The sequence below is a fragment of the Pseudoalteromonas sp. SWXJZ94C genome (assembly GCF_015864385.1).
GTDB lineage: Bacteria > Pseudomonadota > Gammaproteobacteria > Enterobacterales > Alteromonadaceae > Pseudoalteromonas.
Genome location: NZ_JADYXF010000037.1, coordinates 38,957 through 55,610, shown reverse-complemented (window position 1 = coordinate 55,610; position 16,654 = coordinate 38,957). Strand labels below are relative to the sequence as shown.

General features: G+C 37.0%; 14 protein-coding genes. 4 read left to right on the top strand and 10 right to left on the bottom strand.

The window, feature by feature from the left end:
- The first annotated feature begins 66 nt into the window (after nucleotides 1-66).
- Nucleotides 67-267, top strand: a complete 201-nt coding sequence (locus I6F65_RS22115) for a divalent metal cation transporter (protein WP_369122877.1) — start codon at nucleotides 67-69, stop codon at nucleotides 265-267.
- A gap of 121 nt (nucleotides 268-388) precedes the next feature.
- Here I6F65_RS22115 and I6F65_RS15705 read toward each other — a convergent pair whose 3' ends face one another.
- The 3 genes from I6F65_RS15705 to I6F65_RS15695 all read right to left on the bottom strand — a co-directional run bounded on the left by I6F65_RS15705 (nucleotide 389) and on the right by I6F65_RS15695 (nucleotide 5,469).
- Nucleotides 389-3,190: a response regulator gene (locus tag I6F65_RS15705; protein ID WP_197113772.1), complete on the bottom strand. Its 2,802-nt coding sequence runs from the start codon at nucleotides 3,188-3,190 to the stop codon at nucleotides 389-391.
- A gap of 165 nt (nucleotides 3,191-3,355) precedes the next feature.
- On the bottom strand, nucleotides 3,356-4,081 hold the full coding sequence (ssb, locus tag I6F65_RS15700; RefSeq protein ID WP_166109417.1) for a single-stranded DNA-binding protein: 726 nt from the start codon (nucleotides 4,079-4,081) through the stop codon (nucleotides 3,356-3,358).
- A 20-nt stretch (nucleotides 4,082-4,101) separates the two neighbouring features.
- Entirely contained in the window at nucleotides 4,102-5,469 is a 1,368-nt protein-coding gene (locus I6F65_RS15695) for an MFS transporter (protein WP_197113770.1), read from the bottom strand.
- 163 nt (nucleotides 5,470-5,632) lie between these two features.
- On the opposite strand from I6F65_RS15695, the gene uvrA reads away from it, so the two are divergent.
- Together uvrA and I6F65_RS15685 are read left to right on the top strand one after the other, a co-directional pair.
- Complete coding sequence (gene uvrA / locus I6F65_RS15690) at nucleotides 5,633-8,458, top strand: excinuclease ABC subunit UvrA (RefSeq protein ID WP_197113768.1); 2,826 nt, start codon at nucleotides 5,633-5,635, stop codon at nucleotides 8,456-8,458.
- A 29-nt stretch (nucleotides 8,459-8,487) separates the two neighbouring features.
- Nucleotides 8,488-9,537 carry a hypothetical protein gene (locus tag I6F65_RS15685; protein WP_197113766.1) on the top strand — a complete coding sequence of 350 codons (1,050 nt, stop codon included), beginning with the start codon at nucleotides 8,488-8,490 and terminating at the stop codon, nucleotides 9,535-9,537.
- Nucleotides 9,538-9,669: 132 nt separating this feature from the next.
- On the opposite strand, the gene trpS is transcribed toward I6F65_RS15685, so the two are convergent.
- The 3 genes from trpS to rpe are packed head-to-tail and all read right to left on the bottom strand — an operon-like array spanning nucleotide 9,670 to nucleotide 12,055.
- Complete coding sequence (trpS, locus tag I6F65_RS15680; RefSeq protein ID WP_024611838.1) at nucleotides 9,670-10,674, bottom strand: tryptophan--tRNA ligase; 1,005 nt, start codon at nucleotides 10,672-10,674, stop codon at nucleotides 9,670-9,672.
- A 32-nt stretch (nucleotides 10,675-10,706) separates the two neighbouring features.
- Complete coding sequence (locus I6F65_RS15675) at nucleotides 10,707-11,372, bottom strand: phosphoglycolate phosphatase (RefSeq protein WP_024611839.1); 666 nt, start codon at nucleotides 11,370-11,372, stop codon at nucleotides 10,707-10,709.
- Nucleotides 11,372-12,055, bottom strand: coding sequence for a ribulose-phosphate 3-epimerase (gene rpe, locus I6F65_RS15670; RefSeq protein ID WP_166109424.1), 684 nt, complete (start codon nucleotides 12,053-12,055; stop codon nucleotides 11,372-11,374). Before rpe ends, I6F65_RS15675 begins: the two co-directional genes overlap by 1 nt.
- 215 nt (nucleotides 12,056-12,270) lie before the next feature.
- On the opposite strand from rpe, the gene I6F65_RS15665 reads away from it, so the two are divergent.
- Nucleotides 12,271-12,570 (top strand): hypothetical protein, encoded by a 300-nt coding sequence (locus I6F65_RS15665; protein ID WP_197113765.1) that lies wholly within the window; start codon nucleotides 12,271-12,273, stop codon nucleotides 12,568-12,570.
- Nucleotides 12,571-12,698: 128 nt separating this feature from the next.
- On the opposite strand, the gene I6F65_RS15660 is transcribed toward I6F65_RS15665, so the two are convergent.
- Genes I6F65_RS15660 through aroK form a run of 4 tightly spaced genes read right to left on the bottom strand, consistent with a single transcriptional unit; the run spans nucleotide 12,699 to nucleotide 16,584 of the window.
- Complete coding sequence (locus tag I6F65_RS15660) at nucleotides 12,699-13,568, bottom strand: Dam family site-specific DNA-(adenine-N6)-methyltransferase (protein ID WP_166109426.1); 870 nt, start codon at nucleotides 13,566-13,568, stop codon at nucleotides 12,699-12,701.
- Between the two features lie 54 nt (nucleotides 13,569-13,622).
- Nucleotides 13,623-14,966, bottom strand: coding sequence for an AAA family ATPase (locus tag I6F65_RS15655; protein WP_197113764.1), 1,344 nt, complete (start codon nucleotides 14,964-14,966; stop codon nucleotides 13,623-13,625).
- Nucleotides 14,967-16,037, bottom strand: coding sequence for a 3-dehydroquinate synthase (aroB, locus tag I6F65_RS15650; protein ID WP_197113763.1), 1,071 nt, complete (start codon nucleotides 16,035-16,037; stop codon nucleotides 14,967-14,969).
- 28 nt (nucleotides 16,038-16,065) lie between these two features.
- Nucleotides 16,066-16,584, bottom strand: coding sequence for a shikimate kinase AroK (aroK, locus tag I6F65_RS15645; RefSeq protein WP_006793103.1), 519 nt, complete (start codon nucleotides 16,582-16,584; stop codon nucleotides 16,066-16,068).
- Nucleotides 16,585-16,654 lie beyond the last annotated feature (70 nt).

Sequence of the window (16,654 nt, the reverse complement as noted above, 5' to 3'; positions counted from 1 at the left end):
AAAAAGCAGTTAGCTTATGAGCAACTGACCATTTAATCTAGCCAAAACAAGTTATGCACTTACAATTTGAATCTAGGAGGTTTAATCATTTCTCAAATGGTATTAAGCATTCAATTACCCATTACCGTCTTTTTACAGATTTATTTAACATCATCGCAAAAAGTAATGGGCAAGCATAAAAATTCAAAAGTGATGCGTTTATTATTGTTATTAATTGGCTTAATTCTAACTATTTTAAATATTATGTTGTTTGCCAGTTTTTTGTAAGATCGCTTATTTAAGTCGCGTTTAAATTTAATGCTATAAAACGGACTCACTCATAATTATTAAATATAACGGCAATTAAAATCAGCCTATATATATTATCCGCTTTTCTAAAATTTTTTGATTACTGTATTTTATCCAAATAATCTGAGTTGCTCTTTAAACACTGAATAATAGTACTATGCAATTTTTTTATTTTTATAGGCTTAGCTACATGAGCGCTTATACCTATTGATAAATAATGCGTAATATCTTCCTCAATCACATTTGCCGTTAAGGCTATGATTGGAATATTAGCAATCCTTTTGTCAGGATCCCTTCGGATTATTTTTGTTGCCTCAACACCATCCATAACAGGCATATGAATATCCATCAGTATCATATCGAACTCTCCTGATTTAACAGTTTCAGTACATTCGAGCCCATTCTCAACTAAATGAACTATTACACCTCTTTTCTCTAAAAGATCAGCAATAATTAATTGGTTAATTCCGTTATCCTCTACAACTAATACTTTTAAGCCTGCCAAAGAGTCTTGGTTGGATGATAGAGCCAATTTTGTTGAATCTAAAATATTTGTTTCAATTACATTATGCAAAACACTTGTTGAAACAGGTTTTTGTAAAATTGTATTTATATTTAATTTTTTTGCTAAATGATTTATTGAATCTTTATCGTAAGCTGTAAGTACAATAATAACGTCGCAAGGTTTAGAATCCATATAATTTATACGTGTTAAAAAATGCTCGCCATCTATAATTGGCATAGTCCAATCTGTAATAATAACTTTAAACTTACCCACTTCTTTTTCAAGAATATAAAGTGCCTCTTGCGCTGATTTACACAAAGTACACCTTAACCCCATTAAAGTGAGTTGTATCTCAATCGCGTTAAGCGCTAACATATTGTCATCAACAACTAACACATCAAAAGCATCTGGAAACGTTAAGTTGTGTTTATCCGATATAATCACTTGATTATTAGGTTTTATTTTAATCGATGCTATAAATTCACTTCCAATATTTAATGTACTTTTTACAGAAATATCACCATCCATTAGTTTACATAAACGCTTACTTATCGTTAATCCCAAGCCTGTCCCTCCAAAATTTCTGGTGGTAGAGGTATCTTCTTGAGTAAAGGCCTCAAATAGATGAGGTAAGTTTTTTGGCGCGATCCCTACACCTGAATCTTTAACAATAAAGTGCATTTGTATTGGTTCATATTCATTTAAATTAGTTTCTGCTTCAATGCTAACTGACACTTGTCCTTGAGATGTAAACTTAATCGCGTTAGAGCATAAATTTAACAGAACCTGATTAATTCTAACAACATCACCCATTAAATCAGGTGTTACATTCGGTGAAACATTAACTACAAACTCTATTCCTTTTTTTTGCGCCTGGTTTTCAAATGTTGTTTTTATATAGTCCACTACAGAGTTGATAGAAAAAGGATATTCTTCTAAATTAATATTGCCAGACTCAATTTTGGAAAAATCTAAAATATCATTAATTACAGAAAGTAGCTGATCAGAGGAGTATTTTATCTTATTTAAATATTCTTTTTGCTCTAGTGGTAATCCACTATCTAGTAGCATATTGGTAAGCCCAATAATGCCGTTCATAGGTGTTCTTATCTCATGACTCATATTAGCTAAAAATGCTGATTTAACTGATGCTAAATGTTCAGCCTCTTCTTTTGCTATTAGTAACTCTTCGGTTCGTCGTGTTACTCGAGATTCTAATTTTAACTTTTCGCTATCAAGCGCATTTAATAACTGAATTCGCTTACCATTTAAAACCAAAACAAAAGCTAAAAAACTACTTAATGTAACAATTATAAAAATGACACTATAAATAAGTACTTTATTTTGTCTAAAATATGAAGGTTCGTAATAAGTAACTATTGCATCCTTTGGTAAGCTTTCAAGCTCTATACCAAACCGATCTAATTGTCGCCAATCATAGTAATAAGCGCTCAAGCCTTCCCCCATAACAGACGTTAAACCTTTATTATCATGAAATGAAATTATTGAATTAGCTGCTTTCTCTCCAAGCTTTTCACCTGACAATAAATACCCACCAACGATTCCAGAACCCAACAATGAATGCCAATAACTAAAAATAGGCGCTTTACTATTACTTGTTAATAGTTTTACAAACTGAAATGGGCTAAGTGCATTATTATTGTAACGCCTAAAAATGGGGGTGAATAAAATAATAGAATCAGATGAGGTATGTTTAACTCTCTCCATAAGTTCTTTTGTAGGCACATCAAACCACTTTTCAATAGCTAAATGAGAAAAGTTTTTAGTAATTGTAGGCATAAAATCTTGCTGAAAATTAAACCCCATATCATTTGTTGTATCTAAAATAACAATGAGCTTTTTCGCATTCATTAAATTTACAGCATCTGATGTAGCCTGTTTATAATCTAATTTAGATTGGATGATGTTCCCACTTTCTAATACCTTAAATTGCGTGCCTGGCTCTAAGTATATTTTTGGTACATCAGTAAATAAATTTGTAAAATCGGATAATAATACAGCGGCAGAAGCAGATTGAGTAATAATTACATCTATACGTTTATTTGCATACTTTTGCTGTAAATATAACTCCATAACACGCTTTTGTTGAGCTTCATCAAATCGCTCTATATCCATATTTTCAACGAATAAATCAAAGCCAGACACTCGCTTTCCAAGTTCAGCACGTAATCCAACTTCAACACTTTTTTCCCATGGTGAGTCTTGATTTAAGGTATTTATAAGTAAAATATGCGTGGTTTTTTTTGAAGACGATATTTTTGGATTTAACGTATTTAAAACTAAAGTATCTGAAGTAGCAATTAGTGATGAGGATGCATGTAAATTGAAGCTGAACAGTTGAAAAACAAGAAATAAAATAGCGGCACAGTTTTTCATATTTCTCATAAATAAAGTTAACAAAATTTTATTTAGCGTAGTTTGCAACTCCACATATATCAATAAAGTAACTGATTAAATAATAATTTTTCTTTAGAAAAGCAAAAAGCCCCGTATAAACGAGGCTTTTCTGTAATAAATCTTTACACTGTAAAGGTTGGAAAACTAGAACGGAATATCGTCATCAAAATCTATTGTTGGTTCCATTGGATTTGATGCGCCGCCTTGTGGTGCATTTTGTGGTTTAGGAGCAAAACCGCCTTGCTTTTGTGGTGCACTGCTTTGTTGTGGTGCAAAACCACCTTGCGGCTGATATTGGTTGCTTTGTTGCTGTGGTGCTGCGGCTGGTTTTGGTTGTGCTGCAGGAGCGGCTTGCTGCTGTGGAGTATAGCCACCTTGCTGTGCACCTTGAGCCTGATTGTTTTGACCATAACCACTGTGTTGCTGAGCGCCTTGTGGTTGATTACCTTGATAACCACCACCTTGTTGTCCGCCTTGACCTTGATTACCTTGGTAACCACCACTGCTTTGCTGATCGCCACCACGTGCGCCTAGCATTTGCATTTGACCAGTAAAGCCATCAACAACAATCTCTGTTGTGTATTTCTCTTGACCTTGTTGATCGGTCCATTTACGCGTTTGAAGTTTACCTTCAACATAAATTTGTGAACCTTTACGGCAATATTCGCCAACAATTTCTGCTAACTTGCCAAAAAACACAACACGATGCCATTCCGTTTTATCAACCATTTGGCCAGTGTTTTTATCTTTATAGCTGTCTGAAGTTGCTAGAGTAATATTTGCTACACCATTGCCGTTAGGCATATAACGAACTTCAGGATCTTGTCCTAAATTACCAACTAAAATTACTTTGTTCACACCGCGTGCCATGGAACCATCTCCTATAAACGTTAGATTAAACCAGCTACTTTACGTGCTTGGTCTAGGTCAAATTCTTTATCATTAATCTTTAAATAGCTGCGGCTTTCATCGCGAACTACGGTTGCTTCTATTACGCCTGGTAATGCAACCAATTGAGAAGCGAGCGTTTGAGCTTGCTCCTCAGAACTTAATTTGGTTATTAAGCTAATAACTTTGCTTTTAGGTGGAACTTGCATTTTCCACGCAACAATAAGCCATATTAACCCAACAAGTGCTGCTGCCGCAAACACAGCTTGCGTTGTTGTTGTTTGCGCTACGTAACCTCCAAGCATACCGCCTAAAAAGGCACCTAAAAACTGGCTGGTTGAATATCCACCCATTGCAGAACCCTTTTGGCTTGCTGGTGCAATACGCGATACAAGTGCTGGCATAGTTGCTTCTAAAAAATTAAATGCGACAAAATAAAGCAGCATACAAACAGCAATACCTATTACGCTATTAACCCAAATAGACATGGCAAGCATACTTACGCTTAACAATGCAACTGAACCTATGAATGCCTGTTTTTCTTTTTCTTTTTTAATGGCAATAATCATAATTGGTACCATTAATAAAAATGCTAAAAACAACACCGGTATATATAAATACCAATGATGGTTAGCCACCAAACCATCTTTAATTAGTTGACTCGGAAGAACAACAAAAATAGTGGTTAGTGTTAAATGTAGCAATAACACACCGGCATTTAATCGCGCTAATTGCGGGTGTTTAATTAATTTTTTAATATCGCTAAAGCTTGCCAGTGTATCGCCTTTGGGGGCTTTATTAACGGCTTTAGGAACCAATAGCGTGACAATAAATATGCCTACAACAGCCAACACAGCCGTTAACCAAAATACACCTGAAATTCCCCAAGATGCCGCGACTATTGGTCCAAGTAACATAGCAAAAGCAAAGCTCATACCTATGCTCATACCTATTACAGCCATTACTTTTGGTCGCTGCTCATCTCGGCTTAAATCAGATGCAAAGGCAAGTAATGCACTTGCTATTGCTCCCATGCCTTGCAAAGCTCGCCCTACAGTTACCATTTGAATTGAGTCAGCTAAGGCTGCAATTACAGAGCCCAGCGCAAATACAGCTAAGCCACCTACAATTACTTTTTTACGCCCTATTTTATCTGATAACCGACCCATAGGAATTTGTAACACAGCTTGTGTTAATCCATAAGCACCAATAGCAAAGCCTATCCAAATAGGTGAAAAACCCTCAAGCGATTGCCCATAAATAGCCATTACAGGCATCAGCATAAACAAGCCAAGCATTCTAAATGCAAACACACTTGCCAGCGACACTGCAGCGCGTTTTTCTCGTGAATTAAGTGAAGATGCAGTCATTATCTATGTGATCTTACAGTATGAAAAATTAAGAAGGGGATTCTACCATAAGCTTGGCAAAAATTAATCGCCTATAAGTAAGGATTTTTTCATTGATCAAGGATTAATCTTGCTACGTATTATGCGATACTGAGTAAATAACTTTGGTAATAAACGAGATAGCATGGAAAACATTGAAGTCAGAGGCGCACGAACGCACAATTTAAAAGACATCAGCCTAACCATCCCACGTGATAAATTAATTGTTATCACTGGGCTATCTGGTTCAGGGAAGTCATCACTTGCATTTGATACACTTTATGCTGAAGGACAGAGGCGTTATGTTGAGTCTCTTTCTGCATATGCAAGACAGTTTTTATCACTGATGGAAAAACCCGATGTTGACCATATCGAGGGCCTCTCTCCTGCTATTTCTATAGAGCAAAAATCAACGTCTCATAACCCACGCTCTACTGTGGGAACTATTACCGAAATATACGACTATTTACGTTTAATGTTTGCCCGTGTGGGTGAGCCTCGATGCCCTACGCATAATTTACCACTTGCTGCACAAACGGTTAGCCAAATGGTTGATACCGTTTTAGCGCTGCCTGAAGGCAGTAAGTTAATGTTGCTTGCGCCAATAGTAAAAGAGCGTAAAGGTGAACACGTTAAGTTATTAGAACAGTTATCTAGCCAAGGTTATATACGCGCTCGTATTGATGGTGAAGTATGTGATTTATCAGATCCACCAACGCTTGAACTTCATAAAAAACATACAATAGAAGTCGTTGTTGACCGCTTTAAAGTAAAAGATGGGTTACAACAGCGTTTGGCTGAATCGTTTGAAACTGCACTTGAAATGTCAAATGGAGTTGCCAAAGTAACATACATGGACGACAGCAGTGCTGAAGAAGTTTTATTTTCAGCAAACTTTGCGTGTCCAACCTGTGGTTACGCAATGACGGAGCTTGAGCCTCGCTTATTTTCGTTTAATAACCCAGCGGGTGCGTGTCAAACTTGTGATGGATTAGGTATACGTCAGTATTTTGATCCCACTCGTGTTGTACAAAACCCTGAGTTGAGCCTTGCTGGCGGTGCTATTAAAGGGTGGGATAAACGCAGTTTCTACTACTACCAAATGCTACAAGCGGTTGCTGAACATTATAATTTTGATTTAGATGTACCTTATCAAGAGCTAGATGACGAATCTAAAAAAATTATTTTAGATGGTTCTGGCAGCACTAAAATTGCGTTTAATTACCGTAACGACCGTGGTGATTTAATTACTCGTAACCATGAGTTTGAAGGCGTGTTAAATAACATGAACCGCCGTTACCGCGAAACAGAATCAAACTCTGTACGTGAAGAACTTGCTAAATACCAAACAAGCCAAGCCTGCCCTAGTTGCAATGGCTCGCGTTTACGCGAAGAATCTCGCAATGTATTTATTGGTAAAACTAACTTACCTGCAATTACCTGCATGAGTATTGGTGAGGCTATGGAGTTTTTTGAAGGGTTATCGCTAACCGGACAAAAAGGCCAAATAGCTGAAAAAATATTAAAAGAAATTCGCGACCGTTTATCATTTTTAATTAATGTAGGTCTAAATTACTTATCACTTGAACGTAGTGCCGACACTCTATCTGGCGGTGAAGCGCAGCGTATTCGTTTAGCGAGTCAAATTGGTGCCGGTCTTGTTGGTGTAATGTATGTACTTGATGAACCATCAATTGGCTTGCATCAACGCGACAACGACCGCCTATTACAAACCTTAGTTCATTTACGTGATTTGGGTAACACTGTAATTGTGGTAGAACACGATGAAGATGCAATTCGAGCCGCTGATCATATTATCGATATTGGTCCTGGTGCTGGTGTTCATGGTGGTTATATTATTGCCCAGGGCACCCGTGACGACATTTTAGCAAGCAAAGAGTCTGTTACTGGTCAGTTTTTATCAGGTGTGCGTAAAATAGAAATACCAAAAGTACGCCACCCAACTAACGACAAATGGCTAGAGCTGTTTGGTGCAACGGGTAACAATCTTAAAAACGTAGATTTAAAAATTCCATTTGGCTTAATGACTTGTGTTACCGGTGTATCGGGCTCAGGTAAATCAACATTAATAAATGATACCTTATTTAAGCTTGCTCATACGGAGTTAAATGGCGCAACGACAGCCGAAGCTGCACCATATAAATCAATTAGCGGTTTAGACCATTTTGATAAAGTAATCGATATTGATCAAAGCCCGATTGGTCGTACGCCGCGTTCAAATCCAGCTACGTATACAGGAATATTTACTGGCATTCGTGAGTTATTTGCAGGCACACAAGAAGCGCGCTCACGTGGCTACAAAGTTGGTCGCTTTAGCTTTAACGTTAAAGGCGGACGCTGTGAAGCTTGCCAAGGTGACGGCTTAATTAAAGTTGAAATGCACTTTTTACCAGACGTGTATGTACCGTGTGATGTTTGCAAGAGCAAACGCTATAACCGCGAAACACTCGAAGTACAATACAAAGGCAAAAATATACATCAAGTCCTCGAAATGACGGTTGAAGACGCTCATGAGTATTTTGATAAAATACCGGCTATTGCACGTAAGCTTAAAACTCTTATGGACGTTGGTTTGTCGTATGTTCGTTTAGGTCAAGCCGCTACGACTCTCTCTGGTGGTGAAGCACAGCGTGTAAAACTAGCGCGTGAACTATCAAAGCGTGACACAGGTAAAACACTCTATATATTGGACGAGCCAACTACTGGCTTACACTTTGCCGATATAGAACAGCTACTTGTTGTATTGCACAGGCTTCGCGATCACGGTAATACTATTGTTGTTATTGAGCATAACCTTGATGTGATTAAAACAGCAGATTGGGTTATCGATTTAGGACCTGAAGGCGGTGCTGGTGGTGGTGAAATACTCATTGCAGGCACGCCAGAAGAAGTTGGTGAATGTGAGCGTTCACATACTGGGCATTACTTAAAACCTCTATTGCAAAAATAGAGGTTTACACCCTTCGATAAGGAAAGCCGGTGTTAAGGTATTTTAAAATTGTAAAATGGCGTGCAAATAAGCAGCTACAGCAACAACAAAAAAACTGGCAACCACATAAAATACGTTTACATGAACGTGTTAAAACGGTTTGGTTTAATCTTAACACCGCACAAAAGCTCTATTTAATTGCGCTAATGGTTTTGCTCGTTTTTCAATCGGGCTGGTTGTGCGCACTTATAACGATTACGGCATTAGTCATCGAATTTTGGCCTAAATTTGATAAGTTATGGCACTCGTTAGCTGGTAAAGCATTAATACTTATTTTTTATGCGAGTATTGCTAACTTTGTACTGGCAAATGCCAGCGGCATTGTAAACGATGTAACCCACGTATCTGCCACACAATTCAATTACACTCATAACTTTGCCACCCTGCTTTATTTACCACCGTGGGCGTTAGGTATCACGCTAAGTACATTATTATTGTTTCAGTTAATTTTACCTTTTTATATTATAGCCTTATTACTACTAAAACCATTTGGCTCAGAACGAGTTAAGTTTATTAGTCAAAGTTATTCACCATTAATAACCGCAACTCTCCGGTTCTTCTTATCATTAGTCGTTTTAAGTGCGTTATTTACAATAATAGATGGTAGAGATGAAGAAACTTTTTTGGCTGATATTCAAAGTGGCTATTACTTTGGGCAAGAAATGAATAATGATTCTTCAGTAAATAAAGAAAAAGCACTTATAGATTTAAAGGAACAATTAGAAAAACCAGATTCTAGTGTTGATCCTGAAATTAAATCACTAGACACTCAAATTGAAGGGATAGCAAAAGCAACCGAATCGACGACTTTGTTTTTAAATACTCAAGGGTACTTTGAACGCAGTAAACGCCTTATTGCTTTTTTTGCTTTTAACTATGAAGCCGATGGATTCTCGCGGTGTAAAAAAGCTAACAACAGTAAATCAATCGAAATTAACGACTACGAAATTGTCGAAATCACACCTGATAATACGATGCCTTACGGTTATAAATTTATAGTTAAAGCCTGTGAGTCACCGGCATTCAAAGCACCTAATTAATTTCTTTGTAAATAATCACTTCTCACTTTTTGTACTCTAATTTACTTTTTATCATCGTAACAATTGAAATTTTTACTAGACAAAAAAATACCGCTAAATAGCGGTATTTTATAAATATTCAATCTTTATTATTTAACCACGAGGTATAAAACCTAGTACATCGTATACCGATTTCAATGTTTTCTCAGCACGTACACTTGCTTTTTCAGCACCTGATTTCATTATGCTATTAAGTAGGTTTCGATCTTCTCTGATCTCTTTAAAACGTGCTTGAATTGGCTCTAACATACTCACTACTGCATCGGCAGTGTCTTTCTTCAAGTGACCGTACATTTTGTCTTCATACTCTGGCACTAAGTCTTCAATTGAGCGTTTAGTCGCAACACTTAGTAAAGTAAGTAAGTTTGAAACGCCTGGCTTTTCTGTGCGATCAAAATAGATGCGCGCTTGCTCGTCTGAATCTGTTACTGCTTTTTTAAGTTTTTTCTCAATCTTTTTAGGCTCGTCTAGCATCATTATAAAACCATTTGGGTTTTCGTCAGACTTAGACATTTTTTTAAGTGGATCTTGCAGGCTCATTACGCGAGCGCCAAACTCAGGAATGTACGGCTCTGGTAATGTAAAAATGTCGCCATATACATTATTAAATCGTGTAGCAATATCGCGCGTTAATTCAAGATGTTGTTTTTGATCATCCCCTACTGGCACTTTATCTGCTTGATATAATAAAATATCAGCCGCTTGCAAAGCTGGATAAGCAAATAGCCCCACATTAATATTGTTAGCGTGTGTTGCTGACTTATCTTTAAACTGCGTCATACGATTAAGCTCACCCATTTGCGCATAACAGTTTAAAACCCAACCAAGTTGAGCATGCTCAGGCACTTGAGATTGTACAAATAATGCCGATTTTTCCGGATTAATACCACATGCTGTATATAACGCAACTCCATCCAGTACGCGAGCGCGAAGTAATTCAGGGTCTTGGCGTACCGTAATCGCATGCAAATCTGCAAGCATAAAGTAGCTATCACATTCTTCCTGTAGCTTAACCCACTGGTTAATAGCGCCAACATAGTTGCCTATTGTCATACCACCGGTTGGCTGCATGCCACTTAATACTACTGGTTTACTCATGATTTTCCTTTATTTAGCTTAATTAATAATATTTAACGCTGCGTTAGAACAGGTATTATATCTAAGAAGTTATCACATAGGTACTGTGGATTATAATCCCCAAGGTTTTCACCTTGGTTATAGCCGTAACTAAGTGCGATTACATCTATATTAGCGGCTTTAGCTGCAAGTATATCGCTTTTAGAATCACCTATCATTATCGCTTTACTAGGTTCAACCTTTAGTTTTTTACAAGCAAATAACAATGGATCTGGCGATGGTTTTTTTGCCATGTCGTCACCACATACAATCACATCAAAATGACTTGTTAGAGCAAGTTTATCAAGCAGCTTTTCTGTAAATATACGGGCTTTATTTGTAATTAATGCTTTTGGCATGCCACGAAGCGCTGCAAGTCCGGTTTCGACATGCTGATATAACACACTATATTCACCTACTTGCTGCTCATAGTGCTTATAAAACTGTAATATTGCTTTACTACTAAGTGACTCATCTAGATGCTCACTCACTTGCATATCACCACTCAAAGCGCGTTTAACGAGGACTTCAACACCATTACCGACCCAGCTTTCAACCAAGCGTTGGCTAACAATAGGAAAAGCGAGGCCACTCAAGGTTAGGTTAATAGCAATATACAAGTCGTAAACGCTATCAACCAAAGTACCATCTAAATCAAATAAGGCTATATCGTATTTCATTACTTAACACTTCCAAGCTGTTCACGCATTTGATCAATCACAACCTTGTAATCTGGTTGGTTAAAAATAGCTGAGCCTGCGACAAACATGTCCGCACCCGCTTGTGCTGCGGCTGCAATGTTATCGACTTTAATACCACCATCAACCTCTAAGCGAATATCTCGACCCGATTCAATAATGCGTTGCTTAGCTTGGCGTAATTTTTCAAGCGTATGAGGGATAAAGCTTTGCCCGCCAAAACCTGGGTTAACCGACATAAGTAAAATGGTATCTAGCTTATCAATAACATGATCTAAATAACTTAGGCTTGTAGCTGGGTTAAACACTAAGCCGGCTTTACAGCCGTGATCTTTAATTAACTGTATTGTACGATCTACATGCTCACTGGCTTCTGGATGAAAAGTAATAATTGATGCGCCAGCCTCTGCAAACAACGGAATAAGACTATCTACAGGTTTAACCATTAAGTGTACGTCGATAGGGGCTGTAATGCCGTAATCTCTTAGTGCTTTACACACCATAGGACCAATTGTAAGGTTAGGTACATAGTGATTATCCATTACATCAAAGTGAACCACGTCAGCACCAGCTGCTAAGACTTTATCGACGTCTTCACCTAGTTTTGCAAAGTCAGCAGATAAAATTGAAGGGGCAATCAAATATTTTTGTTCTGGGGTAAACATAGTTAATCCATCAATCAGTAATATATTCGTTAATGTAACTTAATTAGTGATGTTACCCAAGTCACCAGAGCGAAATATTATTAGTTTTAAAGTTAATTATTTAATAGTTAAGTCATTATTTTTTATAATTATTCAGTATATTCAGCTAAATTTAAGTTTGTTATTTAACCGATATTTGTTATGCTTAAAAAAGTAACAAATTATTGGATTTATTTATGCGTGCATTTAAAGCTGGGATATTAATTGCGTCGGCATTATTATTTATTGGAGCATTTAGCTTTGCTCCAACTACAAAGCAAGAATTAAGCTCTGTAAATAATTGCCATAACCAAGAGCAAGCTAGCAGTGCTCAAAATACTGCTCATGCATGTATAAAAATTGAAGATGATTCATCTTGGTTTTCGTGGATAACAGGTGATAGCCGTAGTGCACAATTTCACTACCTTGATCTATTAGAATTACTTACTAGCTCTGAAGACTCAAAAAAGACCCCATCTTTAAAACCATTATTTTAAATAATTTTATAATGTTTAGCGCATTAAAATTGCGCTAGCAATATTTTATATTTAATCAGATACAAACGCAGTTTAGACTTAAAACTGCACTTTCCATCTTCAATTATTATAATTGCGATTATACTTAATTATAACTTTTGTATTTTAGGTTTACGCAATTGATTCTTTAGTGGTAAATACATTGCCATTAACTCATCAACTTTGTTACGAGACCCGCCTTTAGGACTAATAGTGCGCTTTACTTGAATTTGGTCGAGCGAAGCTTGGCTATAAATTTTTCGAGTCCATACTGTATCGTGGTTAGATATAAGCACTGGTGTATTATTTTCAAACGCAGCCTTTTCAGCTAGATTAGCTAAATTAGCTTGGTCATCTAAATTAAAGCCCCCTTTTGCATAAGAGGTAAACGACGCTGTTTTACTTAACGGCACGTAAGGTGGGTCGCAATATATAACTGCATTCTCAGGTACTAATTTAAACACGTCATCGTAGTCTAGACATGTAAATGTAGCTTGCTGGGCTTTTTTAGCAAAAAAGTACATTTCTTTTTCAGGGAAATAAGGTTTTTTATATTTTCCAAAAGGTACGTTAAAAATACCTTTTAAATTATATCTACACAGACCGTTATAGCCATACCTATTCATATATAAAAATAACATAGAGCGTTCGTATATATCGCGGCTTTGATTAAACTGCACACGATATTCATAATAAGCATCAGGGTGATTATTTAAATCTACAAATAATTTTTTAGCGTCGCTAATAAATTCATCAGGTGAATCTCTGAGCTCTTTATATAAATTAATTAAATCAGCATTAATATCATTAAGAATATAATGTTTAAAATTACTATTTAAAAAAACGGAGCCAGCACCAACAAAAGGTTCAACCAAAGTATCAGCATGCTTACTTGCTTGGTTTAATCGCGCGTTAATATCATCAACTAGACTGTATTTTCCGCCAGCCCATTTAAGGAAGGCTCTACTCTTTTGCTGCATTGGGCTCTTTACTTCAATTCGGTGTTGCGCGATTTTACACTAAAGCAGTGTAATTTACTGATCAAGTAGTGTTATTTCTTGTTTTATTTTACTAATTTTTTTATAGAAAGGCTTATTCTTTAAAATACCAGCCGGCAAGTTTTTCATAGCCCGCTTAGCATCACTTAAATTAGTAAAACTTCCTAATGTTATTACCCACCAAACTTGGTTATTTCTTTTTGTTTGATAAGTATGAGCAATTTTTTGTAATTTATGTTGAGCAATAAATTCTTCACTAACTTGCTGTTGAGTAACAGCCAATAATTGAATTACTGTATTAGCCTCTGGTTGTTGTTGATACCAAGCACTCAGGGGATTATTTTTAGGTTGAGTAGATGCATTCACAACCTCTTTGTTTATTTCAAGATCGATTGTAGCAGTAGGCTCTACTTCTTCTTTGCTAATGTTTAACTGCTGAGCGTGTACGCTGGGATCTAAACTTTCCATTATTGCTGGCACATCATTGTGGTGAGGTTTAGTATCAATGGCACCTTCACTCTTTACTATATTAGGCTCAGCAGGTTCTACAACTGTATTTTTAAGCTCATCTTTCTCTAGTCGTTGTTCATTAATTTGTTTAGTGGATATAACTGTTGTACTGACTTCAATATCTTCTTGTTCATAGTATTGCTGCCACCATTGCGTCATATCTGATTTATATAGAAAACCTATAATTAAAAACATAATAATAAACATTAAAACAATTAAGTGTAAACGCCATGACACTTTATCTTTTATAACTACATCCACAACATGCTCATTAGCCTGCCAGGCTAATAGTAAACTTGGATTACCGCGTGCCTCAGTTAAAAAAGCCTGAAATACAGGGTCTTCATCATAAGGTAAATCTGTAAAATACCAGCCCAACAATTGTTTACTTTCACTAAGGGTAAGTGGCTCTAAGTAAATTTCTATGGCATTATTTAAAGGCAATTTTGATGGGGAAGCGAGCATAATATACAAAGTGCTTGGGCTACTTTTTGCCAGTAATTCTAGCTCAATCAAAAACTCATCTGATAAATGTCGACCACCATCGAGCACCCACAGACAAGATCCGCATGATTGTTGCTGAGATAATTGATAAAAATTTTCAGATAAACTTAAACTATGATCAACCAGAGGGGCATTAAAGCTTTGCTCTAACAAGTCACTCATTAACTGAGCATCTGTCATTTTTGCGGTTATTTGTACAAACGCTTTATTAAAGTCGTTGTACTTATCGGTAATAAAGGTTTCGAGCATATAACTTTTGCCGAGCCCAGAAGTACCTAATAAAACAATGAGGTTTTGCCCATATTCGAATTGCAGTGCGATTCTATCCACCAAAGCCGCACGGCTTGGTAAAATTTGTAGCTGCATTTATTGCTCGATTAAGGCTCTTACTTGGTCATCGGATACATTATCGACTAATGTACATTGTCCAAATTGGGTAGGTAGAATAAAACGGATTGTACCTTTTTTATTCTTTTTATCTTTACGCATGTGCGTTAAAAACTGCTCACTCGTCATTTCTGCTGGTATTGTGGTTGGCAGGTTGTACTGTGCAATAACATCTACAATACGTGCTACTTCGTCAACTGTTAAGTCCTGACGTGTATGAGCAAGTTGCGCAGCAAGCACCATTCCTGTAGCTACAGCTTCACCGTGTAGCCAAACACCATAGCCCATTTGTGCTTCAATCGCATGCGCAAATGTATGGCCTAAATTTAAAAGTGCTCTAATACCATGTTCTTTCTCATCTTGAGCAACAATCAATGCTTTAATTTCACAACATCTAAAAATAATGTGCTGTAAACACACTTCATTTAATTGCTGTAAGCTTTCTACATTTTTCTCTAAATAAGCAAATAACTCAGTGTCATAAATCAGCCCATACTTAATAACCTCAGCCATGCCCGCAGCAAACTCTCTTGCTGGTAAAGTGTGGAGTGATTGTGTATCGATAAAAACGGCTTGTGGCTGATAAAAAGCCCCAATCATATTTTTACCTAATGGATGATTTACAGCTGTTTTACCGCCAACAGAGGAATCAACTTGAGATAGTAATGTAGTTGGAATTTGAATAAACGGCACACCGCGTTGATAACACGCTGCAACAAAACCGGTTAAATCACCCACTACTCCACCGCCTAATGCAATTAAGCACGTATCGCGACCGCAATTATTTTGAAGTAAAAATGCAGATATTTTTTCAAACCATTCTAGTGACTTGTATTGCTCACCATCAGGAATAATAAAAGAGAGTGGATTTAATTCGTCTAATGAATCAAGTAAGCCTTGCAAATATAAAGGCGCTATTGTGTCATTAGTAATGATGATAGGCCGACAATCACCAACGTGGTGAACTAGGCGGCCATTATCTTGAACTGCAGATTGACCAATATAAATAGGATAACTTCGCTCGTCCAAATTAACAGTTAATTCAAGCATGCTCAGTTGTTCCTCTTATTATTGGTTTTTAAAAATCTAGTTTCTCGATGATTTGGTTAGCAACAACTTTAGCGCTTTGCTCATCAGTGCGTACAACAAAATCAGCCACTTCTTTATATAACGGTTCGCGTTCTTCTGCTAAGCGCTCTAATACATCACGAGGTGCTTCTTCAGTTTGCAGTAATGGGCGACGCTTGTCGCGTTGTGTGCGTGCAACTTGTTTTTCAATAGGTGTCTCTAGGTATACAACGATACCACGAGCCGAAAGCTTGTTTCGAACTTCTTTACTCATTACTGAACCACCACCGGTTGCAAGTACAATACCTTGCATTTCGGTTAAGTCGCCAATAACAGATTCTTCACGAAGTCTAAAGCCTTCTTCACCTTCAAGATCAAACACCCAGGCAATATCTGCACCGGTACGGCGTTCGATTTCTTGATCAGAATCAACAAATTCAAGGTGTAATTGATCGGCAATGTGACGACCAATTGTGCTTTTTCCAGCCCCCATGGGGCCAATTAGAAATATATTACGTTTCTCAGCCATATCTTTTAGTACAAACGAACTCTAAAATTAGAAATAAAACCCCGCCTAACGACCTGGCCCCAAAATTAAG